The sequence below is a fragment of the Streptomyces sp. C36 genome, from assembly GCF_040932295.1.
Taxonomy (GTDB): Bacteria; Actinomycetota; Actinomycetes; order Streptomycetales; family Streptomycetaceae; genus Streptomyces; species Streptomyces triculaminicus.
The window spans coordinates 260308-286282 of record NZ_JBFQGI010000004.1 but is presented as its reverse complement, the minus strand read 5'-3'; the positions used below and the strand labels follow the sequence as shown (position 1 = coordinate 286282).

Sequence of the window (25975 nt, the reverse complement as noted above, 5' to 3'; positions counted from 1 at the left end):
CGGCGGGCGGGGCTGGAAGACGTACGGGTGGCCCCCCGGACGGGGCGGCCCGGACCCCGACGACGAGCGAAGGCCCCGCCCATGCCGACCGACGACACCGACGACACCGTGAACCGGTTCCTGAACGCCGCGAGCCCGGCCGCCCGGGAGAAGATCCGGCAGCTGCCGCCGGGAGAGCAGGAGAAGCTCGCCGCCGCGTGGGAGGCCGAGCTGGCCGAGGACACCGACCTCGACACCCTCAGCGAACTCTCCCCGGCGGCCGCCGAGAGCGAGGCGGCCGAACGCGTCGTCCAGAATCTCCCCTGAGCCGGCCCTGAACCGCCCCTGAGCCTCCCCTGACGCCGCGTCCCCTCTCCGAGAGCACGGCCGCCCGCCCGCCGGCCCGAGCACCCAACCCGGCCCGGCCGAGGGCCATTAGCCCTGGCCGCCAGCCGACCACGATCCCGGCACCGGGTACGCTGGTCCCCGCGTCATCCCACGTGGACGACGTGGGGAGGCTTGCCCGAGCGGCCTAAGGGAACGGTCTTGAAAACCGTCGTGGCAGCGATGTCACCGAGGGTTCAAATCCCTCAGCCTCCGCCGCTCCTGCGTTGCCGCAGGTCAAAAGGGGCGCCCCGAGCCGGGGCGCCCCTTTCGCGCTCTGTCAGAAGAGGTCGCGGTACTGGTCGAAGCCGCTGCCGATCTTGGCCTTGGGCTGGAACGGCGAGGCCGCCTTGCCCGTGCCCTTGTACAGGTACAGGTCGCCCTTGGGGTTGCGGGCGAGCAGGTCGCTGTGACCGTCGCCGTCCACGTCACCCGTGGCCACCAGCTTGTTGAACTGGTTCCAGGCGGGGCCGACCTTGACCTTGGGGGCGAACGGCTTCCGCAGGTCGCCCGTGCCCTTGTACAGCCAGAGGACGCCCTGCTTGTCACGAGCGACGATGTCCGACTTCCCGTCGCCGCTCAGGTCGCCGAGGCCCGTGATCTGGGTGTACTGGTTCCAGCCGGGGCCGACTTCGGCGCGCGGCTCCAGCGAGCCGTCCGTCCTGGTCCGGTAGCGCCACAGGACGCCCTGCTTGTCGCGGGCCAGCAGGTCGGGGTGGGCGGAGCCGCCCAGGGTGCCGGGCGAGAAGACGGCGTCGTACCCGCCCCAGCCGGTGGCCACCTTCGTGAGCTTCCCGTCGAGCCACAGGTTCAGCGTGCCGTCGTCCATGACGTGGTACGCGCCGTCCTGGTAACCGGTCAGCTTGAGGTCGATCGGAACACCGAACTTGAAGTGCTGCCACATGTAGGCGCCCGAGCGCTCGTCGAAGCCGCCCTTCCCGTTGGGCATGTAGGCGTACATCTGACCTGACGGCAGGATCCCGGACAGGAAGTAGAACGGCGCGGCGGGGGTCGGCTTGTTCTGCCCGGCCGCGGCGGCGCTCCGGGCGATGCTCTTCTTCGCGCCGGAGGCCGCGGGAGCGTCGGCGACGGCCGTACCGGCGGCGGCGCCGACCAGGGTGACGGCTATCGCCGACGTGACGAGACGCGACAGGGTGCGCCCTCGTCGGGAGGACTGGGTCACGTATGACTCCATGAGTTGTGCTGAATCACGTTGGGGCGCCCCCATGTACCGGGGGCGTCCGCACCATTGTCCGGATCTTTGCACGTGTGTCCCAGTGGATTTGCGACAGGGGTCCGGAATGAGCAATTCCGTGCGGGCGGTGGGGCGGAGGGATTTCCGGTGCGCCGTGCGGACCCCGCGACCGGCTTCCGGCGCGCTCGGCGTCGGCGATGCTCGGGGCGGGACCACTGACACGTTCGTGTAATATTTCTTCACGCGCCGCTAGCTCAGTTGGTTAGAGCAGCTGACTCTTAATCAGCGGGTCCGGGGTTCGAGTCCCTGGCGGCGCACAGAACGAAGAGGGTGTCCCCGCACAAGGGACACCCTCTTCGCGTTGCTCAATGCGGCGCTTCTGCCGCCCCGCCCGCACGCACGCGGTTCATGACCTCGGTGTGCAGGGCCGCCAGGCCCCCCGGCGGGATCGGGGCCGGGCTGCCGGTCAGGACGTACCACTCCTCGGCGCCCGTGTACTGGATGTCGATGCGGGCCCGGGGCTCGCCGGGGGCGGCGGAGGTGGCGATGGTGAGGTCGCCGGTGATGACGCCGACGTCGTCGGTCATGGCGCCGCCCGGGCCGGCCGTGACCTCGTCCACGTAGCGTTCGGCGGTCATCGGTCGCAGGTGTCCAGCATGGTGACGAGGGTGGCCTGTTCGGGCTGGGTGACGCGGAGTCGGTAGAGGTGCTTCACATGGGTCCAGGCGCGGGCGTACGTGCACCAGTACGAGGCGAGCGGGGGCCGCCACTGGTCCGGGCTCTGGTCGCCCTTGCTGCGGTTGGAGGCCGCGGACACGGCGATCAGCTGGGGGTTCGTCAGGTCGTTGGCGAACGCCTTGCGCTTGTCGGTGTCCCAGCCGTCGGCGCCCGAACGCCAGGCGTTGGCCAGGGGGACCATGTGGTCGATGTCCACCTGGCTTGCGGCGCCGAGGACCTTGCCGTCGTAGGCGCTGGTCCATGTGCCGGACACGGCCCGGCACTCGCTGTCGGTCCTCACGTCCCCGCCGTCGCGCGAGAGGACGACCTCGCGGGTGTCGCAGGTGCCCATCTGCTTGATCCAGTGCGGGAACTTCGCGCGGCTGTAGCCATCCATCGAGTGTGGCGCCTCGACGACCAGCTCCGCCAGCTCCTCGCGGGCGATGGACGCCGAGGGTGGCTCCGGCAGGTCCCGGCGGACGGTGGTCCGTGCGGCGGGGTTCCCGACGGGGACGGCGGGGGCTGCGGCGGTGCTCCACAGGCACAGGGCCGCTGTGGTGGCGATGGTGGCGCGATGCCACCGGTTACGTCTGATCACGTGCCCACGGATACCGAGGTCCGGGTGGTCGGGCGGGGATCTTCACCTGCAGGCGGCGTGCCGTATATGCCGTGATTGACCGTATTGGCGACGAGGCGTTCCCCGTAGGGCCGGAGGCCGCGGCGTGGAACGGGAAACGCCTCGTCGTCGCGTCAGCGCTTGGGCCCGAAGATCAGCGCGTCGACCACGGCCCCGGCCATGGCCTTCTCGCCCTTGGCGTTGGGGTGGAAGGCGGCCGAGGGCCGGGGGAAGGACCGGATCCCCTCGATCCAGCGGTCCGCGAAAGGCCGGCAGGCCGAGTGGCCGGCGGTCGTGGCGTTGGTGTTGACGTAGAGGTCGCCCTGGGCGGAGGCCTCCCGGCGCAGCATGGCGTTCAGGCGGCGGAGCGTGCCGCGCAGGTAGGGCACGTCGCCGTCGGCGATCCGCAGGGACTCGCGGCAGCCTCGCGCGTCGTCCCCGATGAGCGCCGGGTAGCCGACGACGGCCACGCGCGCGTGCGGGGCCTTCTTGTGGACGGCCTTCAGGAGGGCGGCGACCTTGGGGGCGGTGTCGTCGATCCGCTTGTCGAGCTCGTCGGTGCCGCGCTGCGAGAAGTGCCGCTGGCAGGGGTTGCCGTCGGGGATGGGACCGGAGGAGTGGGTGCAGCGCCCCAGGACGCCGGTGAGGTCGATGTCGTTCGCGCCGACGCTGATCGTGACGAGGCGGGTGTCGCCGCGTACGGCGTCGAGCTGCGGGGGCTTGCGCGTGTCGCGCTGCTGCCGCCGCATGTCGTCGGTCTTCGCGCCCCCGCAGGAGACGTCCTGGAAGTCGGTGATCCCCAATTGCCCGCGGATGAGGGAGGGGTAGTTGGCGTCGGAGCGCAGGCAGGTGCGGTCGGTCTGTCGGGGGATGGCGGGGCCAGAGGCGTAGGAGTCGCCGAGAGCGACGTAGCGCTGGACGCGCTCCAGCGGCTGGGGCTGTGGCTGCGGCTGCGTCTGGTCGGCGGCCGTGGCCGGTGTGAGGGCGGTTCCTGTCGCCAGGGCGGCCGTTGTGGCGAGCGCGGCGACGGTGAACCGGATTCTGTTCCGTCCGCTACGGACCATTTCTCGCTCCTCGTGAGGAAGGTTCCGTGGATGCGGGCGTCAGACTCGGGCCCGCCGGCCCGGGGGGTCAATGCGATGCCCGTGATGTCGGATTCACATGACCGGATATCGGACTCGAGTGTCCGGCCGTGCGGGCTTGACGTGGTGCCGGAACGTTCCGCTTCTGTCACGGACTTCACCGAACCGCCTCGAACGCGCATCAGGGGCATTCCGGGAACGGGTGAACGGCCTGACATGGTCGCATCAGCACCTAATCTCCCTGTCGAAGATCAACGTTCAACTTTCAACGGGGAGACACGCACGTGTTCAAGAAGTACGCGGCGAGGGCCGGCGTCGTCCTCGGCACGGTCGCCATGGCCGCCGGGGCGACCATGGGCTCGGCCAGCGCCGCCGAGGGCATCGGCTACATCGGCACCGACACCACCAGCGGCTCGGGCGTCTGGTGCGTGCAGCACCTGGCCAACGACGTCGCCCGCAAGGCCGGCCGCGCCACGGTCGACGAGGACGGGAAGTGGGGCCCGAGGACCAAGGCGCAGGTCGTGTGGTTCCAGGACCGGCTGGGCCTGAAGAAGGACGGCGTCGTCGGCCCCGAGACGGGCGACTACCTGCTCTACCTCGGTGACCAGTACTACGGCGGCACCGGCGGGTACTGCAACGCCAAGGTGCCCAGCGACTGGCGGCTCGGGGCGATGTACGTCCACACCCGGCTCGACTGACGGGCGCGGCGACGACCGGGCGTCGTCCACGGTCCGGTGACCGGACCGTGGGGGTCCGGCCGCGGGGTCCGGCTGGGGGCCGGAACCCGACGGCCGGGCCGGCCGCTTACGACGCCTTCCGCCGCACCGGCGTGAGCAGGGTCAGATGAGGACCCGGCCGGCCGGCGCGGCGGCCATGAGCGGTGCGGTGCGCACCGGCGGCTCCGGCGGGCCGCCAGTGGTCGCCGCACCGCTTCGCCGCGTACATGGCCTCGTCCGCGCCGCGCAGCAGGTCCGAGAGCCCGGCGCCCGGACGGTAACTCGTGCGACACAGCCCGATCGAGGCCCGGGGCGCCAGGGTCACTCGGCCCGTGTCGAGGGGCTGTGACAGCCGGGACGACAGCCGGGTCATCTCCGCGTCCGCGTCGGCGTCCGGGGCGAGGCGTACGAGGGCGGTGAACTCGTCGCCGCCCAGCCGTGCCGCGAACCCGCCGTACTCCCGGCTCCAGGCCCCCAGCCGCCGGCCGACGGCCGCGATGACCTGGTCGCCCGCCTCGTGCCCGTGCGTGTCGTTGATCTGCTTGAAGCCGTTGAGGTCCAGCAGCAGAACGGCCGTGTGCGGGTGCCGCATGGCCCGCAGCGCGCGGGAGGTGAACTCCTCGCGCCGCATCAGGCCCGTCAGCCGGTCGGTACGGGCGGTGCGCAGCCGGCGGCTCAGGAAGAGGGCGTGCGCGGCCCAGCCGATGGTGGGGGCGGCGACGGGGAGGGCCTGGAGTATGAGGTTCATCGGGTACCTTCCTGTGATTTTCGTTGATTGCAGGGGCAGTTGGGTGCTGGGTGGCGTTCGGCGGGCCGAGGGTCGTCAGTGGCTTGGGGGCTCTGAGGGGCTCGGCCGCCGGAGGTCGCCGGCAGGCGCGCCCGTAGCGGCCCAGGCGGACCGGCGGCCCGATCGCGCCGTCGCGGGACCCGCCGGTGACGGGCCGGCGGGACCGGGCGGTGGATCGGGCCGTCAAGCAAGGACGTCCCCCGTTTCCGGCGGGCGGGAGCCGTGCCGGCGCCGGGAAGTGCCGGGCCGCCGCCGCGGGTGCACAGATCCGCCGAAACGATTCGCCTTGTGGGGCGTAGGAGGCCGGAGGGCGTTGAGAGGGCGCCGTTACGGTCGATACGCGGCGGTTTCTATGAGGTAGTGGTTTAAGTCCGTGACGTCATGCTTGCGAGGGAATGGGGATGGGCTGGGGGTTCGGTGGAGATTCGGTGGGCAAGTCTGGAGGCGCGACGTCGAAAGAAGCGCTGGGGCGGTCGGCCAACCTCCTGGCAGAAACCGGTAGTTCTTCCTGGAGGAATCGACATGGCAAGCACCCGCACCGCCGCCCGCGTTTTCGCCGCCCTCGTGGCTCTTCCGATGGCGGCCCTGCTCTTCTCCGGCGTGGCCACGGCCGACGACGGCGGCCAGCTGGCCAACCGGGGCTCCAACGCGGCCGCCGCAGGCATCGTCGGCAGCGGCATCACGGGTAAGAACCACGGAAACAGCACCACCACGCTGCAACAGGCCACAGGCAGGAACGCTACGAATCAGGCGAATACGGCCAGCGTCAACGGCTCGGGCCATACGGCGATCCGGCAGGACAACATCCGGATCACCTTCACTCAGATCTGGTGAGCCGGGGCCCTGTGCGGCGCCCCGCCTCCGGGGCGGCCCGCAGGTGACGTGGTGAGATGTGGACCGGGTCCGTACGGACCGAGCGGCGGCGCCTCAGGCGCCGCCGCTCGGCGTTCGTGTCCTCCCCGCACGCCGTCGATCCCCACCCGCACGCCGTCCGCACCGTTGACATGCGACAGCATCTGACGGACAGTCAGAAGAGTGAGGGACGATCTCCGCGACCTCCTGAAGACGTACGAGGGCTGCCCCGTCGCCGTATCGGGCCGGGGCCCGGACCCCGTCAACTCCCCGATGATCAGGCACTGGTGCGAGGCCATGGGCGACACCGACCCCGCCTACTCCGGCCCCGACCCCGTCGCCCCGCCCACCATGCTCCAGGCCTGGACGCTGGCCGGCCTGGGCGGCCCGGGCGGCGCCCAGGTCCGCCCCGGTCCGTACCGCGAGCTGATGGCCCTGCTCGAGGCGGCCGGCTGCACCGCCATCGTCGCCACCGACTGCGAGCAGGAGTATCTGCGGCCGCTGCGCCCCGGGGACGTGATCACCTTCGACTCGGTCATCGCGTCGGTCTCGCCCCGCAAGACCACCCGGCTGGGCACGGGCCACTTCGTCACCACGCGCACGGAGATCCGGGCGAATGGCGAGCTCGCGGGAACGCATCTCTTCCGCTTCCTGAAGTACGCGCCCGCCGGGCGGGCCGGGGACCGCCCCGCCCGCCCGCGCCCCGTGATCAACCGCGACAACGCCGGCTTCTGGGACGGCGTCGCCGCGCGCGAGCTGCTCATCCAGCGCTGCGACGCCTGCGGAAGGCCGCGTTTCCCCTGGTTGCCGGGGTGCGGCGACTGCGGATCACCCGACTGGACGGCGGTACCGGCCTCGGGCGCCGGGACGGTCTTCTCGTATGTCGTCATGCACCACCCGCCCTTCCCGGCCTTCGACCCCCCGTACGTGGTCGGGCTGATCGAACTCGCCGAGGGCGTACGGATGATCAGCAACATCGTCGGGGTGGAACCGGAGCGGGTGAGGGTGGGGATGCCGGTGGTGCTGGAGTTTGTGCGGGTGGACGACGACCTGGTGCTGCCGCTCTTTCGGCCCGCCGACGAGGGGGCCGCGTGACGCCCGCCCCGTCGCCCGGCGACGTGCTCCCGTCCCTCACGGTGCCCGTCACCCGCACCTTGATCGTCGCGGGGGCCATCGCGTCGCGTGACTACCAGGACGTGCACCACGACGCCGAGGCCGCACGGGCCAAGGGCGCCCCGGACATCTTCATGAACATCCTCACCACCAACGGCCTCGTCGGCCGCTACATCACCGACCGCCTCGGCCCGGGCGCCGTCCTGCGCAAGGTGGCCATCCGGCTGGGCGTGCCCAACTACCCGGGAGACACCCTGCTTTTGACCGGAACCATTAACTCCATATGTGCGGACGAACGCCACGCCGAAGGCGCCTCCCGCCACGCCGAACACGCCCTCCGCCTCCTCGCCGAAGTCGCCGTCGTGGGCACCAACAGCCTCGGCCGCCACGTCACGGGAACGGTCGTCGTCGCGCTCCCCACCACACAACCGCCCCTCAGGGAGGCGCCATGAGCGGCGGCACCCTCGGCGGCAGGGCGGCCGTCGTCGGCATCGGCGCGACCGCCTTCACCAAGGATTCCGGCCGCAGCGAACTCGCCCTGGCCGCCGAGGCCGTACGCGCGGCCCTCGCCGACGCCGGACTCGGGCCCGGCGACGTCGACGGCATGGTCACCTTCACCATGGACACCAGCCCCGAGATCACCGTCGCCCAGGCCGCCGGCATCGGCGAGCTGTCGTTCTTCTCCCGCGTCCACTACGGCGGCGGCGCCGCCTGCGCCACCGTCCAGCAGGCGGCTCTCGCCGTCGCGGCCGGCGTCGCCGAGGTCGTCGTCTGCTACCGCGCCTTCAACGAGCGCTCCGGCCGCCGCTTCGGCGCCGGGGCGGTGCGGCGCGAACCCACCGCGGAGGGGGTCGCGCTCGGCTGGGTCATGCCGTTCGGCCTGCTCACCCCCGCCTCCTGGGTGGCCATGGCCGCACGCCGCTACCTCCACGCGTACGGCCTGGAGCCCGAGGTCTTCGGCCACGTCGCCGTCACCGCCCGCCGCCACGCCGCCGCCAACCCGGCCGCGTACTTCCACCGCCGCCCCATCACCCTCGCCGACCACGCCGCCTCCCGCTGGATCGCCGAGCCGCTGCGGCTGCTCGACTGCTGCCAGGAGACCGACGGCGGCCAGGCCCTCGTGGTCACCAGCACCGAGCGCGCCCGTACGCTGCGCCACCCGCCCGCCGTGATCACCGCCGCCGCGCAGGGGGCGGGCCGCGCCCAGGAGCAGATGACCGGCTTCTACCGCGACGGGCTGACCGGCCTGCCCGAGACCGCCGTCGTCGCCCGGCGGCTGTGGGCGGACAGCGGCCTGCGCCCGTCCGACATCGACGTGGGCATCCTCTACGACCACTTCACGCCGTACGTGCTCATGCAGCTGGAGGAGTTCGGCTTCTGCGCCCCCGGCGAGGGCGGGGCGTTCGTCGCCTCCGGCGCGCTGCCGCTCAACACCCACGGCGGGCAGCTGGGGGAGGCGTATCTGCACGGCATGAACGGCATCGCCGAGGCCGTCCGGCAGCTGCGCGGCGCCTCCGTGAACCAGGTGCCGGGCACCGCGCGCGTGCTCGTCACCGCCGGTACGGGCGTTCCCACCTCGGGGCTCATTCTCGGCGCAGACGGATGAAACCAGGGCGTGTCATCGCATAGCGGTGGTGTTCCGGCACCTTGACTCCTCCGTATGGACCCACGGAAGAAGATCATCGGATATCTCGTCGCTCTTATGGCGGCGCTGGCCCAGGTGGTCGTCCTCGCGCTGCCCGCCCCCGCCGCACCCGTGCCGGCCGAGGCCGCCGGGCCCAGCGTCTACCGGGGCCGGGGCTTCGACACCTGTCAGGCCCCGCCGCTGACCACGCTCAGCGCCTGGGGGGCGGCCGCGACCTACGGAGCCGTGGGCGTCTACTACGGGGGCCGTGCCCGCGCCTGCCCCCGCCAGCGCTACCTCAGCCACCGCTGGCTGACCGGCGCCCGCGACCTGGGATGGCGGGTGCTCCCGGTCTTCGTCGGCTCCCAGTCGCCGTGCGTCGGCGCCTCCTCCAAGGACGGCTTCCCCATCGGCGACGACCCCTGGGGGCAGGGCACGGACGAGGGCCACGAGGCCGTACGCACCGCCGCCGACCTGGGCATCGCCGCCGGCAGCCCGCTCTACTACGACATGGAGGCGTACGACTACCGCGACGAGGAGTGCGCCGACATCACCCTGACCTTCGTCCAGGCCTGGAGCTCCACGGTCAAGAGCCACGGCTACATCCCCGGCTTCTACAGCAGCGCCGCCTCCGGCGTGCGCCACATGGAGGTCGCCCGGCGGGCCGGCGAGGGGGACCTGCCGGAGATCCTGTGGTTCGCCCGCTGGCGGGTGCCCGCCTCCACCGCCCGCGAGCGGGTGCTCTCCGCCGGGTCCTGGGCGCACCGCCGCATCCACCAGTACGCGGGTAACGTGACCGAGACGCACGGTGGCCGCAAGCTCACCATCGACCGCAACCTCGTCGACGCCCCGGTGGCGGTCATCCGGGACTGACCTCGCCCTCCCCCTGCGGGAGGTGGGGCGAACCCCCGGGGTACGACCTGAGGCGGACGGTTCTTCGGCACCTCCGGCCGATCCGCCGGGAGGGCGCGCGCTCCTAGCGTGGAGGCATGACAGCAACCACGACGTCTGTGTGCACCAGCGCATCCACCGCCGCCGTGTACCCGTCGTTCTCCACGTACGTACGGGTCCGCGGCCAGGCGCTGCAGCGCACCGCCCGCTCCCTGACCTCGAACCCGTGCGACGCCGAGGATCTGCTGCAGACGGCCCTCACCAAGACCTACCTGGCCTGGGACCGGATCGAGGACCACCGCGCCCTGGACGGCTACGTCCGCCGCGCCCTGGTCAACACCCGCACCTCCCAGTGGCGCAAGCGCCGCGTCGACGAGTACCCCTGCGAGGAGCTCCCCGAGCGCGAGCACTCCCCCTCCACGGACCCCGCCGAGGCGCAGGCGCTGCGCGACGCGATGTGGCGCGCGGTCCACAGGCTCCCCGCCCGTCAGCGGGCCATGGTCGTCCTCAGGTATTACGAGGACTTCACCGAGGTCCAGACCGCCGAGCTCCTCGGCGTCTCCGTCGGCACGGTCAAGAGCGCCGTCTCCCGCGCCCTCGGCAAGCTCCGCGAGGACCCGGACCTCGCGGCGGCGGCGTAGCCGGGAGCACCGCGGGAACGAGGGCCGGGGCGTCCCGCCCCGGCCCCGCCGCCGGGCGGCTCAGCCCAGGGTGGTGACGACGAGCTCGCCGTCGGCGTACTGCCTGCGCAGGACCTTCTTGTCGAACTTGCCGACCGACGTCTTGGGCACCGCCGGGATCAGCGCCCAGCGCTCGGGGAGCTGCCAGCGGGCGACGCGCTCGCCGAGGAAGGCGCGCAGGGACTCGTAGTCGACGGACGAGCCGTCGCGGAGCACGACGGCCGCCAGCGGGCGCTCGCCCCACTTGTCGTCGGGGACGGCCACCACGGCGGCCTCGGCGACCTCCGGATGGGCCATGAGGTGGTTCTCCAGCTCGACCGAGGAGATCCACTCGCCGCCGGACTTGATGACGTCCTTGGCGCGGTCGGTGAGCGTCAGGAAGCCGTCGGAGGTGATCGTGCCGACGTCGCCCGTGCGCAGCCAGCCGTCGGGGCTGAACTTGTCCTCCGGGCGCTCCGGCTCGCTGCCCGCCCCGCCGTGGTACGCGCCGGCGATCCAGGGGCCGCGGACCTCCAGCTCGCCGGCCGACGTCCCGTCCCAGGGCAGGACCTCGCCGCCGGGGCCGATCAGGCGGGCCTCCACGGAGCAGGGCATGCGGCCCTGGGAGACGCGGTACGGCCACGCCTCGTCGGGGCCCAGCCCGGCCGGCGGGTAGGCCACGGAGCCCAGGGGCGAGGTCTCGGTCATGCCCCAGGCCTGGACGACGTTCAGGCCGTGCCGCTCCTCGAACGCCTTCATCAGTGCGGGCGGGCAGGCCGAGCCGCCGCTGACGACGGTCCGCAGCGAGGTCATGTCGCGCGGCTTGGCGTCGAGTTCGGCCAGCAGGCCCTGCCAGATGGTGGGCACGCCGGCCGTCACCGTCGGACGCTCCGACTCGATCATCTCGGCCAGCGGGGCGGGCTGCAGGAAGCGGTCGGGCATCAGCAGCGACGTGCCCGCCATGAACGCGGCGTGCGGCAGGCCCCAGGCGTTGACGTGGAACATCGGCACGACCGGCAGACAGGTCTCGGCCGGGGTCAGGCCGAAGGAGGCCGGGTTGCAGACCTCCATCGCGTGCAGATAGATCGAACGGTGGCTGTAGACCACGCCCTTGGGGTCGCCGGTGGTGCCGGAGGTGTAGCAGAGGGCGGCGGCCTGGCGCTCGTCGAGCGCGGGCCAGGGGTAGTGGTCGGCGGGGTGCTCGGCGATCAGCTGCTCGTACCCGTGCACCCGGGGGTGGAGGCCGTCGAGGACGGAGGTGTCGCCGGCGCCGGAGACGATCACGTGCTCGACGCAGTCCAGATGCGGCAGCAGCGGCGCGAGCAGCGGCAGCAGGGAGCCGCTGACGATGACGACGCGGTCGGCGGCGTGCCGCACGATGTAGGCGAGCTGCTCGGGAGGCAGCCGGAGGTTGAGGGTGTGGAGCACGGCGCCCATGGACGGCACGGCGAGGTAGGCCTCGAGGTGGTCGCCGTTGTTCCACATGAGCGTGCCGACGGGCTCCCCTTCGGCGACGCCGAGCGCGCGCAGGGCGTGCGCCAGCTGCGTGGCACGGCCGCCGACGGCGGCGAACGTGCGGCGCTGCGGCTCGCCTTCGCCCGTCCAGGTGGTGACCTGCGCGCTGCCGTGGACCTTGGCCCCGTGGGCCAGGATCCGTGTGACGGTCAGCGGGACGTCCTGCATCGTGCTCTGCACCGGGGGGCCTCCCAATCTGCGCGCGTGGACGCGAGGGTAGTTCCCGGCGATTGTGCTGGGGTATCCGCTGGTAAGTCACTACCCGGACGAAACGAGTCCGCCACACTTTCGCGTTCGGGTGCTGTCGCGTTCGGGCGGCGGGGTTCGGTGGCGGGGCGTGTGCGCCGGGGGGCGTGCGACGTTTGCCGTAGTGCGCGCCGAGACCCCGCACGCCCCCGGCTCGTGTTGTCGCGTAATCAGTCGATTACGTAGAGTGATTGCCATGGAACAGCGAGCCGACGGCGCCGACGCCACCGCCCAGGACGTCAGCGACTACGAACCCCCCGAGCTGATCGAAGTCGGCACGTTCGCCGAGCTGACGCTCGGTGGCGGCGACGCCGGCCCCGAGGCGCTCCTCGGCATGGACGACTGAGGGTGGTGGCCCGGTGTCCGCCATGACCTCCGTCTCCGCCGACGTGTCGTTCGTCGCGCTGCCCGACAGCGCGGCGGGCAGCGCCGCCGCGGCCGCCGTGCCGGCCCCCGGCCCCCGGGTGATCAACCACGCCTCGGGCCGGCCATGGCTGATGGGCCGCTGGCCCGCCGACGCGGTCAAGGTCGCCACGGCCGGGCGCACGCGCGTCGTGGTGGCCGGCTTCTGCCCGCTCGCCACCGCCGAACTCGCCGCCTGCGCCGCCCGGTTGACGGGCGGCGTCGCCGGCCTCGACGACCTCGCCCGGCGCCTTGGCGGCAGCGCGCATCTGATGGCGTCCGTCGGCGGCCGAGTCCGGGTGCAGGGCGGCGTGGCGGGCGTCCGCTCGGTCTACCGCGCACGGATCGCCGGCGTGAGCGTCGCCGCCGACCGGCCCGACGCCCTCGCCGGCACGACGGGCCCGTCCATCGACGAACGCCTCGTGGGCCTGCGCCTGTTGACCCCCTTCGTGCCCCACCCGCTCAGCGAGCGCACACCGTGGTGCGGAGTGGAGGCCGTGCCGCCCGGCAGCTATCTGACGATCGAGCCCGACGGCACGGCGCGCACGGTCCGCTGGTGGACCCCGCCCCCGCCGGAGCTCGGCCTCGACGAAGGCGCGCCGGCGGTGCGCGACGCCCTCACCGAAGCGGTGCGTACGCGCCTGCGCGCCCTCCGCGGCGACGGGAGCGACGCGGCCGCGATCGGCGTCGCCCTGCCCGGCAGCATGGAGTCCGCCGTCCTGGCCCACCTCGCCGCCTCCGGCGACCACCGCCTGATCACGGTGCGCACCGCCCGCCTCGACCCCGGCGGCGACGACGCCCCGTGGACGCGCCGGATCGCCGCCCGCCTGCCCCGTGCGGAGCACGTGGTGCTCGAGTACGCCCACGCCCCCGCCCTCTACGCCGGGCTGGACCAGGGCGCGGGCGTCCTGCCCGCCGAGCCCCCGCACCGGGTCCGGGCGGGCGCCCGCGTCGAGCACACCGCGCGCGAGGTCGCCTCCCGGGGCGCGCGGCTGCATCTGGGCGCCCACGGCGGGGAGGAGCTGTTCGCGCCCCCCGCCCCCTACCTCCACACCCTCGCCCGCTCCCACCCCCTGGCCGCCCTCCGCCGCTTCCGGGGCCGAAGAGCCCTGACCCGCTGGCCGCTGGGAGCCACCTGGCGGGCCGTCGCCGACTCCCGGGGCTTCCCGGCCTGGCTCACCCACAGCGCGCTGCGCCTGACCGCGCCCCCGCCGCGCCCCTGCCACCCCCAGCTGGGATGGACGGCGGAGCTGCGGATGCCGCGCTGGGCCACGCCCGACGCCGTCGACGCCGTCCACGAGATGATCACCGACGCCTCGTACGAACCGCTCGCCCCCGACCGCGGCGCCCACAGCGCCCTCGACGCCCTCCGCCGCGCCGGCGCCGCCGCCGGCTACGCCACACGGCTGATGGCCGCCCACGGCGTCGACCTGGCCGCCCCCTTCCTGGACGACCGCGTGATCGAGGCCGCCCTGGCCGTACGCCCCTGCGAGCGCGCCGCGCCGCCCGGCCGCGGCAAGCCGCTCCTCGCGGCGGCCGTACGGGACCTCGTCCCGGACGACATCCTGGGCCGGACACCCGGAGGCCACTACGGCGAGGACGTCATGGACGGCATGCGCCGCCACCGCAGGGCGCTGCTCGAGCTGTTCGACGGCTCGGAGCTGGGCCGGATGGGCCTGGTCGACGACGCCGCCGTCCGCGCCGCCCTGCGCACCACGCCCGCCACGGTCGCTCCGCTGCTCGCCCTGGAGCCGACGCTCGCCTGCGAGGCCTGGCTGCGCACCCTGGCCACCGGCCGGCAGCGCGAAGGAGCGACCCCTTGACCGCGTTCGCGCTGCGCCGCCATGTGACGGCGACCGAGACCGAGCACGCCACGGTCCTCTTCGACCAACGCCGCGGCCGGTACTACCAACTCAATCCCACGGGAGCCCTGATCCTGCGGGTGCTGCTGGACGGCGGCGGCCCGCAAGGCGCGGCGCAGGCACTGCGCGAGCGCTACGGCATCCCCGTGGCGCGGGCGGAGGCGGACGTGGCGTCGCTGGTCGACACTCTGCACAGGACCCGGCTGGCGGAGCGATGACCACGCCGCTCGCTCTCTGGGAGCCCCTGCCCGCCCGCACCCGCGCGGGCGCCCATCTGGCCGTGGCCGCGGCCCGGTTGCTGGCCCTGATGCCGCCGTGCCGCATCCGCGCCGTGCTGTACGCCCTCCGCCGGGGCGCCGCCCCGGCCACGACCGCTCAGGCCGGTGCCGCCCGTGACGCCGTGGTGTACGTCAGCACGCGCTGCGCGGGGCGCGCGTGCCTCCAACGGTCTCTGGCGGTGGTGCTGTTGTGTCGTATGGGGGGCGCGTGGCCGACGTGGTGCACGGGCATCCGTACGTCCCCGTTCCGCGCCCACGCATGGGTGGAGGCGGAGGGCCGGCCGGTGGGAGAGGCCGAGCCGCCGGGGTACTACACGCCGACGCTCACGGTGGGGCCGTTGGAGGAGCGCTAGGCCCCTCTTCCCCCCGGCTGGGCCGAACGCGAGGTCCGATTCCCGCCAGCGGGGCGCCCGCCCTCCGGAGTTTTATTGAACACGCAACGAAGTTCCGGGGATTCGGGAACTCGGGAATCCGTGGGATCCGGGTGATCCGAGGTATCCGAGGTATCCGGGTGATCCGGTAAGGCGAGGAGGACGCATGGACGGCAAGGTGGCTCTGGTGACCGGCGGCAGCCGGGGCATGGGTGCGGCGATAGCGCTGCGGCTGGCGGCGGCCGGCGCGGACGTGGCGATCACCTACGTGTCCGACGGGACGGCGGCCGAGGCCGTGGTCCGCAAGATAGAGGCGGAGGGCCGGCGCGGCCTGGCGATCCGCGCCGACGCCGGGGACGCGACCGCCCCGGCCGACGCGGTGCGGCGCACGGCCGAAGCCCTCGGTCGGCTGGACGTACTGGTCAACAACGCGGGCGTCGGCGTGCTCGGCCCGCTCGAGCAGATCGCGCCGGCCGACGTCGACCGGGTGCTCGCCGTCAACGTACGCGGCGCCTACCTGGCCGCGCAGGCGGCGGCCCCGCTCATGACGCGCGGCGGACGGATCGTCACCATCGGCTCCTGCATGACCCAGCGGGTGCCCGGCCCCGGCGGCACGCTCTACGCCATGAGCAAGGCCGCTCTCGTCGGGATGACCAAGGCGCTCGCGCGGGAGCTGGGCGAGCGCGGGATCACCGCGAACATCGTCCACCCGGGCCCGGTCGACACCGACATGAACCCGGCCGACGGCCCGTACGCGGCCGGCCAGAGCGCGATGACCGCCCTCGGCCGGTTCGGCACGCCCGACGAGATCGCCTCGACGGTCGCCCACCTCGTGAGCGACGAAGCCCGCTATGTCACCGGCGCCGAGATCGCCGTGGACGGCGGCCACGCGGCGTAGCACCCGGGGCGCGGCGCACCGGATCCTTCAGCTCCACTTCGCGCCGGCCGGCTCCTCGATGGTGGTGTTGAGACGGTTGAAGAAGTTGGTCGTGGCGATCATCAGGATGATGGCGGCCAGCTGCTGCTCGTCGAAGTGGCCGGCGGCCTCGGCCCAGATGTCGTCCGGCACCGCCTTGCCGGAGCGGTCGGCGAGCCGGGTGGCGGCCTCGGTCAGTGCCAGGGCCGCCCGCTCGGCGTCGGTGAAGAAGGGGGCCTCGCGCCAGGCCGCCACCGCGTGGAGCCGCTCGTCGCTCTCACCGGCCTTCTTGGCGCTGGCCACGCCCGCGTACACACAGGCGCTGCAGCCGTTGATCTGGCTGACGCGCAGGTAGACCAGCTCCAGGATCTCCTGGGGCGCGCCGCCCTGGTGCATGGCCGCGTAGAGGTTCTGGATGCCCTGCATGGCGTCGGGCAGAATCATCGCGGGGTTCTTCATGCGAGCCTTCATGATCATAATCTCCGTCCGTTGAACGGCGGCGCCGTCCGCGCCGCCCGCTCGGTGGGGCCGACACTCCACTGACGGATCTGGACGCGAGGGTGTGACAGGTGAGCGAAAACGATTTTCTGGCGCAGCGGTTCGAGGAGCACCGACCCCATCTGCGGGCGGTCGCCTATCGGATGCTCGGCTCGCTCAGTGAGGCCGAGGACGCCGTGCAGGAGGCATGGTTCAGGCTCAGCCGCTCCGACACGGACGCGGTGGAGAACCTGGGCGGTTGGCTGACCACGGTCGTCGGCCGTGTCTGCCTGGACATGCTGCGCTCCCGCTCCACGCGCGGTGAGGAGCCCCTCCACGACCAGGACGGGCGGATCCGCCTCCCCGACCCGCTCATCAGCGGCCCGGACCGGATCGACCCCGAGCAGGAGATCCTCCTGGCCGACTCGGTCGGCATCGCCCTCATGGTCGTCCTGCAGACCCTCTCCCCCGCCGAGCGGCTCGCCTTCGTCCTGCACGACATGTTCGCCGTGCCGTTCGACGACATCGCCACCGTCCTCGGCCGCACCACCGCCTCCACCCGGCAGCTCGCCAGCCGGGCCCGCCGCCGGGTCCAGGGCGCGGCACCCGCCCCGGACAGCGACCTGACCCGGCGCCGCCGGGTCGTCGACGCCTTCCTGACCGCCGCGCGCGGCGGCGACTTCGACGCCCTGGTCGCCGTCCTCGACCCGGACGTCGTGGCCCGCTCCGACGGCGGCACCCTGCTCCCCAGCGCGCTGCGCCGAGGGGCGGCCGAGGTCGCGTCCCAGGCGATCACGTTCGCACGGTTCGCCGAGGCCGGCCGTCCGGCGCTGATCAACGGCACCCCGGGCATCGTCGCGTTCGCGGAGGGCCGCCCGATGTCCGTCATGGCGTTCACCATCCAGGGCGACCGCGTCACCGCCCTCGACATCCTGACCGACCCCGAGCGCCTGGCACGTCTGGACCTGAGCGTCCTGGGGGTCTGAGGGCCCCAGGGCTTCTGAGGAACTCCGGCTCTCAGGCCTGGAGTCCGGTCAGCAGGGCGTCCAGGGCGAGGTCGAAGCGGGCCTGGTGATCGGCGGGGGTGCCGAGGCCGCCCGCGACGGCCTCGGCCAGGGTGGGAAACGCGGTGAGGTCGAGGTCGTCGCCCGGCTGCTCGGGGTGACCGGGCGTGGTGGCGGCCTCGGCCAGGCAGTGGCCGATAACCAGCGTGGAGACCGCGTTGACGATCCGCAGCGCCTGGACCGGGGCGATCCCGGCCTCCCCCAGCGCGGCGGCGGCGTCCTCCACCGCCCGCAACGCGGTGGCCGAGCGCGCGGGGCGCGTGGCGACCAGCGGAATCACCCCCGGGTGACGCAGCAGCTCGTCCCGGAACGCCACGGCGAACTCCCGTAGGCGGGCGGGCCATTCGGCCGCCGGGCCGTCGAAGGACGGCCGGACGGCCGAGACCACCTGCTCGACGAGGCCGTCCAGCAGGGCGGCCTTGTGGGGCACGTAGTGATACAGCGTCATGGCCTCGACGCCTAGTTCCGCGCCGAGCCTGCGCATGGACAGCTTCTCGATGCCGTCGCGGTCGACCAGTTCCAGGGCCGCCCGCAGCACCTTCTCCCGGGTGAGCCCGGCCCGCTTGGCGGTGGCGTTCATCGACTTCTCCCCGCGCTTCTTGACTTTCTTACACCGTAAGGACAGAGTACTCCCCAACGAACTCTTACAGCGTAAGAAAGGGGTCGGACGTGACCGCCGATCGCAACAAGCAGCTGGTCAACGGCTTCTTCGCCGCCCTCAATGAGGGCCGCACGGCCGACCTGGGCGACTACCTCGCCCACGACGTCATCGACCACAACAAGATCATTCACGGTGAGCCCGACGAGCCGGGCGCCGCCTTCGCGGCCATCGAGCAGCAGCTCACGGCGCTGCACCCCTACCGCGCCCGCGTGGACGAACTGATCGCCGAGGGCGACAAGGTCGTCGCCCGCATCACCCAGACCGGCGTCAGCTCCGGCGCCCACCCCCGTATGCCGGTGCCGACCGGTCGTCGCTTCGAGAACGAGGCCGTCTTCGTCTTCACCGTGTCCCAGGAGGCCGGCCGGATCAGCGAGATCCGTGGCGTGTCCGACCGGCTGGGCCTGTTCCTGCAGCTGGGCTGGGACTGGCCGACGGCGTCATGAGCCGCTGAGCTCGCACCGGAAGCCGAAAAAACTTTCGGCCGTCCTGTCACATCCTCGCGCCGCGCCGGGTCGATAGAGCGACGGACCAACCGCACACGACACGGCCGGAGCGGGGCGCGCAAGCTCCTCCCGGCATCCGCTTGATGAGGAGCATCTCTGATGTCCACCGCCTACATCGTCGTCACCATCCTGGCCGCCGCCATGGCGGGCTACTCCGGTTACGCGGTCCTCTCCGGCGCCACGTGGGTCGTGCAGTCGCTGGCCGACTACGGCGTCCCCCGGTCGTGGTGGACGTCGCTCGGGGCGGCCAAGGCGGCGGGGGCGCTGGGGCTGCTGGTCGGCCTGTTCGTGCCGGTCATCGGGGTCATGGCAGGGATCGGCCTGGTGCTGTACTTCGCCGGGGCCGTGGTCACCGTGATCCGGGCGCGGTCGTACGCGCACATCCCGTTCCCTCTGGTGTACGCGGCGCCGGTGATCGGCTCCCTGGCGCTGGGCTTCAGCGCCTGAGTCCCGTACGCCGCCGGACTCCCATACGCCGCCGGAGAGTTCGCCGACCCCGCGCCCCCTATGCGGACCGGCGCCCCGCCGCGGCCAGGCCGCCGGCCCAGCCCACCGTGAGCCACAGGACGGCGATGGCGCAGACACCGGTCCAGCCCCAGTGGTCGAAGGCCGGGCCCGCCACGGCCGAGGCGGTGGCGCCGCCGATGAAGCCGCAGACGACGTACGCGGTGTTGGCGACGGCCGGCTTGGGGGTGGCGGCCAGGGCGCGGGTCTGGTTGGCGACCTGGCCCGCCATGAGGCCCGCGTGGATGAGGACGGCGGCCACGCACAGGGCCCACAGGTGGTGGGCGCCGAGCCAGAAGAAGGGCAGGGACGCGGCCGTCAGGGCGAAGCCGGAGTTGACGACGCGCTGGGCGCCGAAGCGGTCGATGAGGCTGCCGGAGACGGGGGCGACGGCGGTGGAGACGAGACCGAAGAGGCCGAAGAGGCCGGCCGTGCCGGGGGAGAGATGGTAGGCGCCGCTCGTGCCGGTCAGCAGCAGGGTGAGCGTGGTCCACAGGGCGCTCCAGGCGCCGAAGATGCCGCCCTGGCGCAGGCAGGCGGCGCGGAGCGGGGCCGACGAGGCGAGCAGGCCGGGCAGGCCGGCGATGATTTTGAAGGGGTTGACGCCCTTGCCGCGCGGGCGGGTCTCGGCCGGCAGGACGAGCGCGGTCAGCAGGCCGACGGCCACGGTCAGCACGGCCGCGCCGGTGAACACCGCGCGCCAGCCGTAGGCCTGGCCGGCGAGTCCGCCGAGCACGCGGGCCGCGACGATGCCCGTGAAGAGGCCCGCCACCACTGCGGCCACGTGCCGCCCCCGCCGGTCGGCGGGCGCGCGTTCGGCCACGAGGGGGACGAGCAGCTGCGGTACGACCGTCGCGGCGCAGGCGACGAGCACGGCGGCGGCCAGGGCGGGGAGCCCGGGGGCGAGGGCGCCGGCGACCAGGGCCACGCCGGCGACGCCGCAGAGGACGGCGACGAGGCGGCGGCGGTCGGCGGTGTCGCCGAGCGGGGCGAAGAACAACAGGCCTATCGCGTAGCCGAGCTGGGATATGGAGGCGATCCAGCCGGCGGCGGACGTCGAGGCGCCGAGGTCCTGGGCGATCAGGCCGAGGAGCGGGGTGGCGAGGTAGATGTTGGCGGCGGTGACGCCCGTGCACAGGGCGATGACGCCGAGCAGGAGGCCCGGCCGGGGACCGGGGGGCGCCGCCTCGGGGCGTACGGAGGGGCGTACGGAAGGCCGCGCGGACTGGTCCGGATGGCTGTGGGTGGTCATGACGGTGGAGGCCCCCTGCGTGGAACGGTCTTGCAACCAACTGGTTGGTTGCAAGGTCCCAGAATGCCGCGAGGCTTGTCAACCAAATGGTTGGTTACTCTGTGCGGCATGGCAGCAGTCAGGGACCCCGAGGCCACCAAGGCACGCATCTTCGAGGCGGCGACGGCCGAGTTCGCCGCGTACGGCATCGCCGGCGCGCGCATCGACCGCATCGCACGCGAGGCCTGCGCCAACAAGCAGTTGATCTACGCCTACTTCGGCAACAAGGCGGAACTCTTCTCCCAGGTCCTCGAGCGCCGCCTCGTCGAACTCGCCGCCGCCCACCCCGTCGACGCCGAGGACGTCGACGGCTGGATCGATCGCATCATGGACTACCACGCTGCCAACCCCGAGCTGATCCGGCTGGTCTTCTGGGAGGGCCTGGAGTACGGCACCGGAGGCTTCCCGCACGAGGCGGAGCGCCGGCGCCACTACGCCGGCAAGGCCGCCGCGTTCGCCGAGGCCCAGGAGAAGGGGATCATCGACTCCACCATCCCGGCCGGCGACCTGCTGTTCATGCTGACCGCCCTCGCCTCCTGGCCGACCGTCCAGCCGCACATGCAGCGCATCCTCGTCGGCGAGACGGACGAGGACCGCGCACGCCTGCGCGCCTCGGTACGCACCGCCGCCCGCCGCATCACCGGCCTCGACCGGCCGGAGTCCTGACCGGCCGGAGTACCTGACCGACGGGAGCCGACCCGGCGTCAGCCGGGCCGGCGGGGCCGGAACCGGCCGGTCGCCGTTCAGGTCAGCCCGTACCGAATCGGTTCGTACCGATCAGTTCGTACCGATCAGTTCGTACCGATCAGTTCGTACCGATCAGTTCGTGCCGATCTTCGCCAGCAGGTCCACGATCCGGCCCTGCACCTCCGCGCTCGTCGAACGCTCCGCCAGGAACAGCACCGTCTCGCCCGACGCCAGGCGCGGGAGCTGGGACGGGTCGATGTCGGCGGAGGTGTAGACGACCAGCGGCGTACGGCTCAGCGCGCCGTTGCCGCGCAGCCAGTCGACGATGCCCGCGCGGCGGCGGCGCACCTGCATCAGGTCCATGACCACCAGGTTCGGGCTGGTCTGCGCGGCGAGCGTCACCGCCTCGGAGTCCGTCGCCCCGCACACCACGTGCATGCCGTGCCGCTCCAGGGTCGCGGTCAGGGCGTTCGCGATCGGCTCGTGCTCCTCGACCAGCAGCACGCGCGGCGGGTGCATCTCGCTGTCGCGCGGCGCCAGCGCCTTCAGCAGCAGCGCCGGGTCGGCGCCGTACGCCGCCTCCCGCGTGGCGTGCCCCAGCCCCGCCGCCAGCAGGACCGGCACCTCGGCCGCGCCCGCCGCCTCGCGCAGCGACCGCAGCGCGGCCCGTGTGATCGGACCGGTCAGCGGGTCGACGAACAGCGCCGCCGGGTACGCGGAGATCTGCTCGTCCACCTCCTCGCGCGACTGCACGATCACCGGGCGGTAGCCGCGTTCGGTCAGCGCCTTCTCCGTGGACTCGTCCGGCGCGGGCCACACGAGCAGCCGGCGCGGATTGTCGAGCGGCTCGGGCGGCAACTCGTCGTCCATCGGCGGACGCACGGCCTCCACGACCTCGACCGCGCTGTTCGGCCCGTCGAGCGGCTCCGGCCCCTCCGCGCCCTCGTCCGGTGCTCCTATGGCGAACGCACGGACCTCGGGCGCCCCGAGCGACGGCTGCGGGTGCGGATGCGAGTGGGGTTGCGGGCGCGCGGGGCCGGCTGCCGCCGCCGCTTGAGCCTGCGCCTGGGCCTCGCGCTCCCCCTCGGCGGGGTTGGCCAGCTTCCGGCGCCGACCGGAACCGGAGGTCGGCGTCCCGCCGGGCGGGGTGTCGCTCGCCCCGGGCCGCTGCCCCAGCGCGCGCACGCTGATCGGGCGCGGCCCCTCGGCCGCTCCCGCCGCCGGTGCGGCCGCGCCGGGTTCCTCGGCGAGCGCGCGGCGCGCCCGGCGGCGCCCGGTGGGCACGTCGGCGGCCTGCGCCTGGGCGCTCTCGGTCTCGGGTGCGCCCTGGCCGCCGCCGGCGGCGTTCGACGCGTTGTCGCCCGCCGGCTCCGTGCGCGGGACCGGCGTGCCGTGCGCGGGCGTGGCGCTTGCGGTCGCGTCGGCCCGGCCCTGGCCCGTGGGCGCGCCGCCGCTCGGCGAACCGTCCCCGGCGGGTCGCGCACCGGGCGCCTGACCGGCGGGGCCGCCCTCCGGCCGGGGGCCGTGCAGGGCGAACGGAGCCGGCGCACCCGGGCCGCCCTGGCCGCCTGCGGCGGCGGGACCGGTGGGGGCGTCCGAGCCGCCCTGACCGGCGGGTCCGCCGGGGGCGGGCGTCGCGGCGGGGCCGACGTCCGGGCTCTGACGACTGGTCGTGCCGGGGCCGGCCTGGCCCGCAAGCGCGCCGGGAACGGCGGCCGCGGCCGGGCCGCTGCTCTCTGGGCGGGGGGCGTGCCGGCTGTACGGACCGGGGGTGCCCGGGCCGTTCTGCTCCGGGGCGGTCGTGGCCGGGGAGGTGCTCTCCCGCCCGGGGCCCTGCGGGCCGTACGGGCCGGCGGCACCCGGAACCGGGGCCGTGAGGCCGGGAGTCGCGGGGGACGGGGCGCCGGGGGCGCCCGGTGTCACCGGGGTGCCGTCCGGGCCGTATCCGTCGGCCGCCTCCGCACCGGTGCCCTTGGCCGTGTCCGCGGGCGAACCCGTGCCCGCGCCCTGCGGCGGAACCGCAACCGGAACGGCGGGCTGAGCCTCGGCGGGGCCGTCCGGCGACGCCTTGCGGTCGCTGTCCGCGGAGGGCATGGCGAACGGGGTACGCGGCATGGACGGTTCGTCGGTCGCCTGGCCGGGGATCTGGTGCGGGTGCTCCGCCTCGGCCAGCGCGCGGCGCGCGCGGCGACCCGTCGGACGGCCGGAGTCGGCGGGCGTGCCGGCGGCCCGGTCGGCGTCGGCCGGGGGCAGCGCGAACGCGGTGCGCTGCGCCTCGGCGCCCTCGGGCGCGGCGGTCGACGCGGCCTCGCGGCGGGCCCGACGGCCGGTGGGCGCGGTCCCGGTGGCCTGCGGCGGCACCAGGCCGGTCCCCGTACGGCCGCCCCGCGCGTCGTCGGTGGGCTCCTCCTCGGGGCGGGCCGGCCCCCGTCGGCGCCCGGTGGGCTGCGGTGCCGCGACCGGGGCCGCGCCCGGGGAGGCGTCGGTACCGGCGGCAGCGGCGGGCATGCCCACGCCGTTGGTCCCCGCGTGCGTGCCGGACGGGATGCCCGTTCCGTTGGTCCCCGGGTGCGGGCCCGTCGGCGTGCCCGTGCTGTTCGTCCCCGGCGCGTGCGCGTCCGACGGGATACCTACGCCGTTGGTCCCCGCGTGCGGGCCCGTCGGCATGCCCACGCCGTTCGTTCCCGCGTGCGTGCCGGACGGCATACCCATGCCGTTGGTCCCCGCGTGCGGGCCGGACGGGATACCTGCACCGTTCGTTCCCGCGTGCGGGCCCGAAGGCGTGCCGGCCGTCGTGGCCGCGCCCTCCGTACCGGCACCGGCACTGCCACCAGCGCCAGCGCCAGCGCCCGCACCGCCACCGACACCCGCCTCCGCGCCGCCCGGCGCCTCGGGACGGCGGGCGCGGCGGCCGCCGCCCTGGGGGCGGGCGGGCTCGGGCGCCGGGTCGACGGGGCTGGTGCCGCGGCCCCGCTGGGTGGGCATCGGCATGACGGTGGTCAGGTTCTCGGTGTCCGGCCCGCGCCGCTCGGCGGACGGGGGGACGGGGCCCGCGTCCGCCGAGACCGGGACCTCGAGCACGTACGCCTTGCCGCCCGACGCGCCCGGCAGGTCGTGGGTCTGCAGCACGCCGCCGTGCCGGCGGACGATGCCGCGCACCAGGGGGCCGTGCACGGGGTCGCCGCCCGGGAAGGGGCCGCGCACCTCGATGCGTACGACCTCGCCGCGCTGCGCGGCCGCGACCACGATCGTCGAGTCGCCGGAGACGGAACCGGAGCCCGAACCGGCCGCGGCGGCGGAAGCGGAGGCCGAAGTGGAACCCGTGGAGTCGACCCCGGCCACGTCCGCGATCAGGTGCGCGAGCGCCTGGGCGAACCGCTCGGGGTCCACGTCGGCCTCGATCGCCGGGGCGTGCACGGCGAACTGGGCGCGCCCGGGTCCGATCAGCTCGACGGCGCCCTCGACGCCGGCCGCCACGACCTCGTCGAGCGCGACCTTCTCCCGCGCGAGCTTGTCCTCGCCCGCGTCCAGACGCTGATAGGCCAGCACATTGTCGACAAGAGTGGTCATCCGGGCATAACCGGCGGCCAAGTGGTGAAGGATCTGGTTGGCCTCGGGCCACAGCTGCCCGGCCGGGTCGTCGGCCAGGGTGCCCAGCTCGGCGCGCAGTTGGTCCAGTGGCCCGCGCAGCGACTCGTCCAGCATGGCCACCAGCTGCGCGTGGCGCGCGGCCAGGGCGTCGTAGGGGCGGCGGTCGGTGAACGTCATCACCGCGCCGACGAGCTGATCGCCGTCGCGCACGGGCGCGGTGGTCAGGTCGACCGGCACCGCGCGGCCGTCCTTGGCCCACAGCACCTGGCCGCGGACCCGGTGCTTGCGGCCGGAGCGCAGGGTGTCGGCGATCGGCGACTCCTCGTACGGGAAGGGTGTGCCGTCCCCGCGGGAGTGATGGATGAGGGCGTGCAGTTCACGGCCGCCGAGGTCGCTCGCGCGGTAGCCGAGGATCTGCGCGGCGGAGGGGTTGACGAGGACGACCTTGCCGGCGGTGTCGACGCCGACGACGCCCTCGGCCGCCGCGCGCAGGATCATCTCGGTCTGGCGCTGCGAACGGGCCAGTTCGGCCTCGGTGTCGAGCGTGCCGGTCAGGTCGCGGACCACGAGCATCAGCAGCTCGTCGTCGTAGGAGGCGCTCGGCTCGGCGTAGGGGGTGCGGCCGTCGAGGTTGGCGCTGGTGACCTCGACGGGGAACTGGGTGCCGTCCGTGCGCCGGGCGATCATCCGGGTGGGCCGGGTGCGCCCGCCGTCCGGGTTGTCCCGCAGCCGCAGCCCACCGGGGATGCGCCGCGAGTCGAACTCCGGCAGCAGATCGAGCAGACCGCGCCCGACGAGCCCGGTGCCGGGCACCTCGAACGTCTCGAGCGCGATGTGGTTGGCGTTGACGACCGTGCCGTTGCAGTTGACGAGCAACAGCGCGTCGGGCAGGGCGTCGAGTATGGCTGCGAGGCGAGCAGCGCCTCGGGATGGCCTGCTGCTCACGACGACGCTTCCTCCCTGGTTACTGCACTTTGCCGACCGCTTGGGGC

The 25975-nt window shown here is 73.7% G+C and carries 27 protein-coding genes and 2 tRNA genes; 19 read left to right on the top strand and 10 right to left on the bottom strand.

Annotated features, from left to right (window positions below; all coding sequences use genetic code 11):
* Positions 1 to 81 precede the first annotated feature (81 nt).
* Positions 82 to 306, top strand: coding sequence for a hypothetical protein (locus AB4K12_RS14830; protein ID WP_207246793.1), 225 nt, complete (start codon positions 82 to 84; stop codon positions 304 to 306).
* A 186-nt stretch (positions 307 to 492) separates the two neighbouring features.
* Positions 493 to 579 (top strand) — tRNA-Ser (locus AB4K12_RS14825).
* Positions 580 to 643: 64 nt separating this feature from the next.
* Here AB4K12_RS14825 and AB4K12_RS14820 read toward each other — a convergent pair.
* On the bottom strand, positions 644 to 1546 hold the full coding sequence (locus AB4K12_RS14820) for an FG-GAP repeat domain-containing protein (protein ID WP_368434666.1): 903 nt from the start codon (positions 1544 to 1546) through the stop codon (positions 644 to 646).
* Between the two features lie 255 nt (positions 1547 to 1801).
* On the opposite strand from AB4K12_RS14820, the gene AB4K12_RS14815 reads away from it, so the two are divergent.
* A tRNA-Lys gene (locus AB4K12_RS14815) sits at positions 1802 to 1875 on the top strand.
* Positions 1876 to 1923: 48 nt separating this feature from the next.
* Here the strand turns inward: AB4K12_RS14815 and AB4K12_RS14810 are convergent.
* The 3 genes from AB4K12_RS14810 to AB4K12_RS14800 all read right to left on the bottom strand — a co-directional run bounded on the left by AB4K12_RS14810 (position 1924) and on the right by AB4K12_RS14800 (position 3955).
* The gene (locus AB4K12_RS14810; RefSeq protein WP_368434665.1) at positions 1924 to 2196 is read right to left on the bottom strand and encodes a hypothetical protein; all 273 of its coding nucleotides are present in this window, start codon (positions 2194 to 2196) and stop codon (positions 1924 to 1926) included.
* Entirely contained in the window at positions 2193 to 2744 is a 552-nt protein-coding gene (locus AB4K12_RS14805; protein WP_368434882.1) for an HNH endonuclease family protein, read from the bottom strand. The genes AB4K12_RS14810 and AB4K12_RS14805 overlap by 4 nt, the downstream gene beginning before the upstream one ends.
* 281 nt (positions 2745 to 3025) lie before the next feature.
* Positions 3026 to 3955 carry an SGNH/GDSL hydrolase family protein gene (locus AB4K12_RS14800; RefSeq protein ID WP_368434664.1) on the bottom strand — a complete coding sequence of 310 codons (930 nt, stop codon included), beginning with the start codon at positions 3953 to 3955 and terminating at the stop codon, positions 3026 to 3028.
* 302 nt (positions 3956 to 4257) lie between these two features.
* Between AB4K12_RS14800 and AB4K12_RS14795 the strand changes: the two genes are divergently transcribed.
* Complete coding sequence (locus AB4K12_RS14795) at positions 4258 to 4671, top strand: peptidoglycan-binding protein (RefSeq protein WP_368434663.1); 414 nt, start codon at positions 4258 to 4260, stop codon at positions 4669 to 4671.
* Between the two features lie 106 nt (positions 4672 to 4777).
* On the opposite strand, the gene AB4K12_RS14790 is transcribed toward AB4K12_RS14795, so the two are convergent.
* Positions 4778 to 5437 carry a GGDEF domain-containing protein gene (locus AB4K12_RS14790; RefSeq protein ID WP_368434662.1) on the bottom strand — a complete coding sequence of 220 codons (660 nt, stop codon included), beginning with the start codon at positions 5435 to 5437 and terminating at the stop codon, positions 4778 to 4780.
* A 561-nt stretch (positions 5438 to 5998) separates the two neighbouring features.
* Here AB4K12_RS14790 and AB4K12_RS14785 point away from each other — a divergent pair.
* The 6 genes from AB4K12_RS14785 (at position 5999) to AB4K12_RS14760 (ending at position 10597) form a co-directional block, all read left to right on the top strand.
* Positions 5999 to 6310, top strand: a complete 312-nt coding sequence (locus tag AB4K12_RS14785; protein WP_368434661.1) for a hypothetical protein — start codon at positions 5999 to 6001, stop codon at positions 6308 to 6310.
* Between the two features lie 201 nt (positions 6311 to 6511).
* Positions 6512 to 7423, top strand: coding sequence for a bifunctional MaoC family dehydratase N-terminal/OB-fold nucleic acid binding domain-containing protein (locus AB4K12_RS14780; RefSeq protein WP_368434660.1), 912 nt, complete (start codon positions 6512 to 6514; stop codon positions 7421 to 7423).
* The gene (locus AB4K12_RS14775; RefSeq protein WP_368434659.1) at positions 7420 to 7893 is read left to right on the top strand and encodes an acyl dehydratase; all 474 of its coding nucleotides are present in this window, start codon (positions 7420 to 7422) and stop codon (positions 7891 to 7893) included. Before AB4K12_RS14780 ends, AB4K12_RS14775 begins: the two co-directional genes overlap by 4 nt.
* Positions 7890 to 9047: a lipid-transfer protein gene (locus tag AB4K12_RS14770; RefSeq protein WP_368434658.1), complete on the top strand. Its 1158-nt coding sequence runs from the start codon at positions 7890 to 7892 to the stop codon at positions 9045 to 9047. The genes AB4K12_RS14775 and AB4K12_RS14770 overlap by 4 nt, the downstream gene beginning before the upstream one ends.
* A 54-nt stretch (positions 9048 to 9101) precedes the next feature.
* Positions 9102 to 9938, top strand: coding sequence for a glycoside hydrolase domain-containing protein (locus tag AB4K12_RS14765; protein ID WP_242645456.1), 837 nt, complete (start codon positions 9102 to 9104; stop codon positions 9936 to 9938).
* A gap of 116 nt (positions 9939 to 10054) precedes the next feature.
* Positions 10055 to 10597, top strand: a complete 543-nt coding sequence (locus tag AB4K12_RS14760) for a SigE family RNA polymerase sigma factor (RefSeq protein ID WP_368434657.1) — start codon at positions 10055 to 10057, stop codon at positions 10595 to 10597.
* A 60-nt stretch (positions 10598 to 10657) separates the two neighbouring features.
* On the opposite strand, the gene AB4K12_RS14755 is transcribed toward AB4K12_RS14760, so the two are convergent.
* Positions 10658 to 12310 carry a long-chain fatty acid--CoA ligase gene (locus AB4K12_RS14755; RefSeq protein ID WP_368434656.1) on the bottom strand — a complete coding sequence of 551 codons (1653 nt, stop codon included), beginning with the start codon at positions 12308 to 12310 and terminating at the stop codon, positions 10658 to 10660.
* Between the two features lie 262 nt (positions 12311 to 12572).
* Here AB4K12_RS14755 and AB4K12_RS14750 point away from each other — a divergent pair, with 262 nt between their 5' ends.
* The 5 genes from AB4K12_RS14750 (at position 12573) to AB4K12_RS14730 (ending at position 16187) form a co-directional block, all read left to right on the top strand.
* Positions 12573 to 12722: a lasso RiPP family leader peptide-containing protein gene (locus tag AB4K12_RS14750; RefSeq protein WP_368434655.1), complete on the top strand. Its 150-nt coding sequence runs from the start codon at positions 12573 to 12575 to the stop codon at positions 12720 to 12722.
* Between the two features lie 22 nt (positions 12723 to 12744).
* On the top strand, positions 12745 to 14601 hold the full coding sequence (locus AB4K12_RS14745) for an asparagine synthase-related protein (RefSeq protein WP_368434881.1): 1857 nt from the start codon (positions 12745 to 12747) through the stop codon (positions 14599 to 14601).
* Positions 14598 to 14858 carry a lasso peptide biosynthesis PqqD family chaperone gene (locus AB4K12_RS14740; RefSeq protein ID WP_368434654.1) on the top strand — a complete coding sequence of 87 codons (261 nt, stop codon included), beginning with the start codon at positions 14598 to 14600 and terminating at the stop codon, positions 14856 to 14858. Before AB4K12_RS14745 ends, AB4K12_RS14740 begins: the two co-directional genes overlap by 4 nt.
* Complete coding sequence (locus tag AB4K12_RS14735; RefSeq protein ID WP_368434653.1) at positions 14855 to 15271, top strand: lasso peptide biosynthesis B2 protein; 417 nt, start codon at positions 14855 to 14857, stop codon at positions 15269 to 15271. The genes AB4K12_RS14740 and AB4K12_RS14735 overlap by 4 nt, the downstream gene beginning before the upstream one ends.
* A gap of 184 nt (positions 15272 to 15455) precedes the next feature.
* Positions 15456 to 16187: an SDR family NAD(P)-dependent oxidoreductase gene (locus tag AB4K12_RS14730; protein WP_368434652.1), complete on the top strand. Its 732-nt coding sequence runs from the start codon at positions 15456 to 15458 to the stop codon at positions 16185 to 16187.
* Positions 16188 to 16214: 27 nt separating this feature from the next.
* On the opposite strand, the gene AB4K12_RS14725 is transcribed toward AB4K12_RS14730, so the two are convergent.
* Positions 16215 to 16676, bottom strand: coding sequence for a carboxymuconolactone decarboxylase family protein (locus AB4K12_RS14725; RefSeq protein WP_368434651.1), 462 nt, complete (start codon positions 16674 to 16676; stop codon positions 16215 to 16217).
* 98 nt (positions 16677 to 16774) lie between these two features.
* On the opposite strand from AB4K12_RS14725, the gene AB4K12_RS14720 reads away from it, so the two are divergent.
* A complete protein-coding gene (locus AB4K12_RS14720; RefSeq protein ID WP_368434650.1) occupies positions 16775 to 17668 on the top strand; it encodes a sigma-70 family RNA polymerase sigma factor in 894 nt (297 codons plus the stop codon).
* Positions 17669 to 17699: 31 nt separating this feature from the next.
* Here the strand turns inward: AB4K12_RS14720 and AB4K12_RS14715 are convergent, their stop codons facing one another.
* Complete coding sequence (locus tag AB4K12_RS14715) at positions 17700 to 18326, bottom strand: TetR/AcrR family transcriptional regulator C-terminal domain-containing protein (protein WP_368434649.1); 627 nt, start codon at positions 18324 to 18326, stop codon at positions 17700 to 17702.
* A gap of 89 nt (positions 18327 to 18415) precedes the next feature.
* Between AB4K12_RS14715 and AB4K12_RS14710 the strand changes: the two genes are divergently transcribed.
* Positions 18416 to 18850: an ester cyclase gene (locus tag AB4K12_RS14710; RefSeq protein ID WP_368434648.1), complete on the top strand. Its 435-nt coding sequence runs from the start codon at positions 18416 to 18418 to the stop codon at positions 18848 to 18850.
* A gap of 159 nt (positions 18851 to 19009) precedes the next feature.
* Complete coding sequence (locus AB4K12_RS14705; RefSeq protein WP_368434647.1) at positions 19010 to 19357, top strand: DoxX family protein; 348 nt, start codon at positions 19010 to 19012, stop codon at positions 19355 to 19357.
* A 58-nt stretch (positions 19358 to 19415) separates the two neighbouring features.
* Here AB4K12_RS14705 and AB4K12_RS14700 read toward each other — a convergent pair whose 3' ends face one another.
* Complete coding sequence (locus AB4K12_RS14700; RefSeq protein ID WP_368434646.1) at positions 19416 to 20666, bottom strand: MFS transporter; 1251 nt, start codon at positions 20664 to 20666, stop codon at positions 19416 to 19418.
* A gap of 108 nt (positions 20667 to 20774) precedes the next feature.
* Here AB4K12_RS14700 and AB4K12_RS14695 point away from each other — a divergent pair, with 108 nt between their 5' ends.
* Complete coding sequence (locus AB4K12_RS14695) at positions 20775 to 21371, top strand: TetR family transcriptional regulator (RefSeq protein ID WP_368434645.1); 597 nt, start codon at positions 20775 to 20777, stop codon at positions 21369 to 21371.
* Positions 21372 to 21524: 153 nt separating this feature from the next.
* Here AB4K12_RS14695 and AB4K12_RS14690 read toward each other — a convergent pair whose 3' ends face one another.
* On the bottom strand, positions 21525 to 25928 hold the full coding sequence (locus AB4K12_RS14690; RefSeq protein ID WP_368434644.1) for a PAS domain-containing protein: 4404 nt from the start codon (positions 25926 to 25928) through the stop codon (positions 21525 to 21527).
* Between the last annotated feature and the right edge of the window lie 47 nt (positions 25929 to 25975).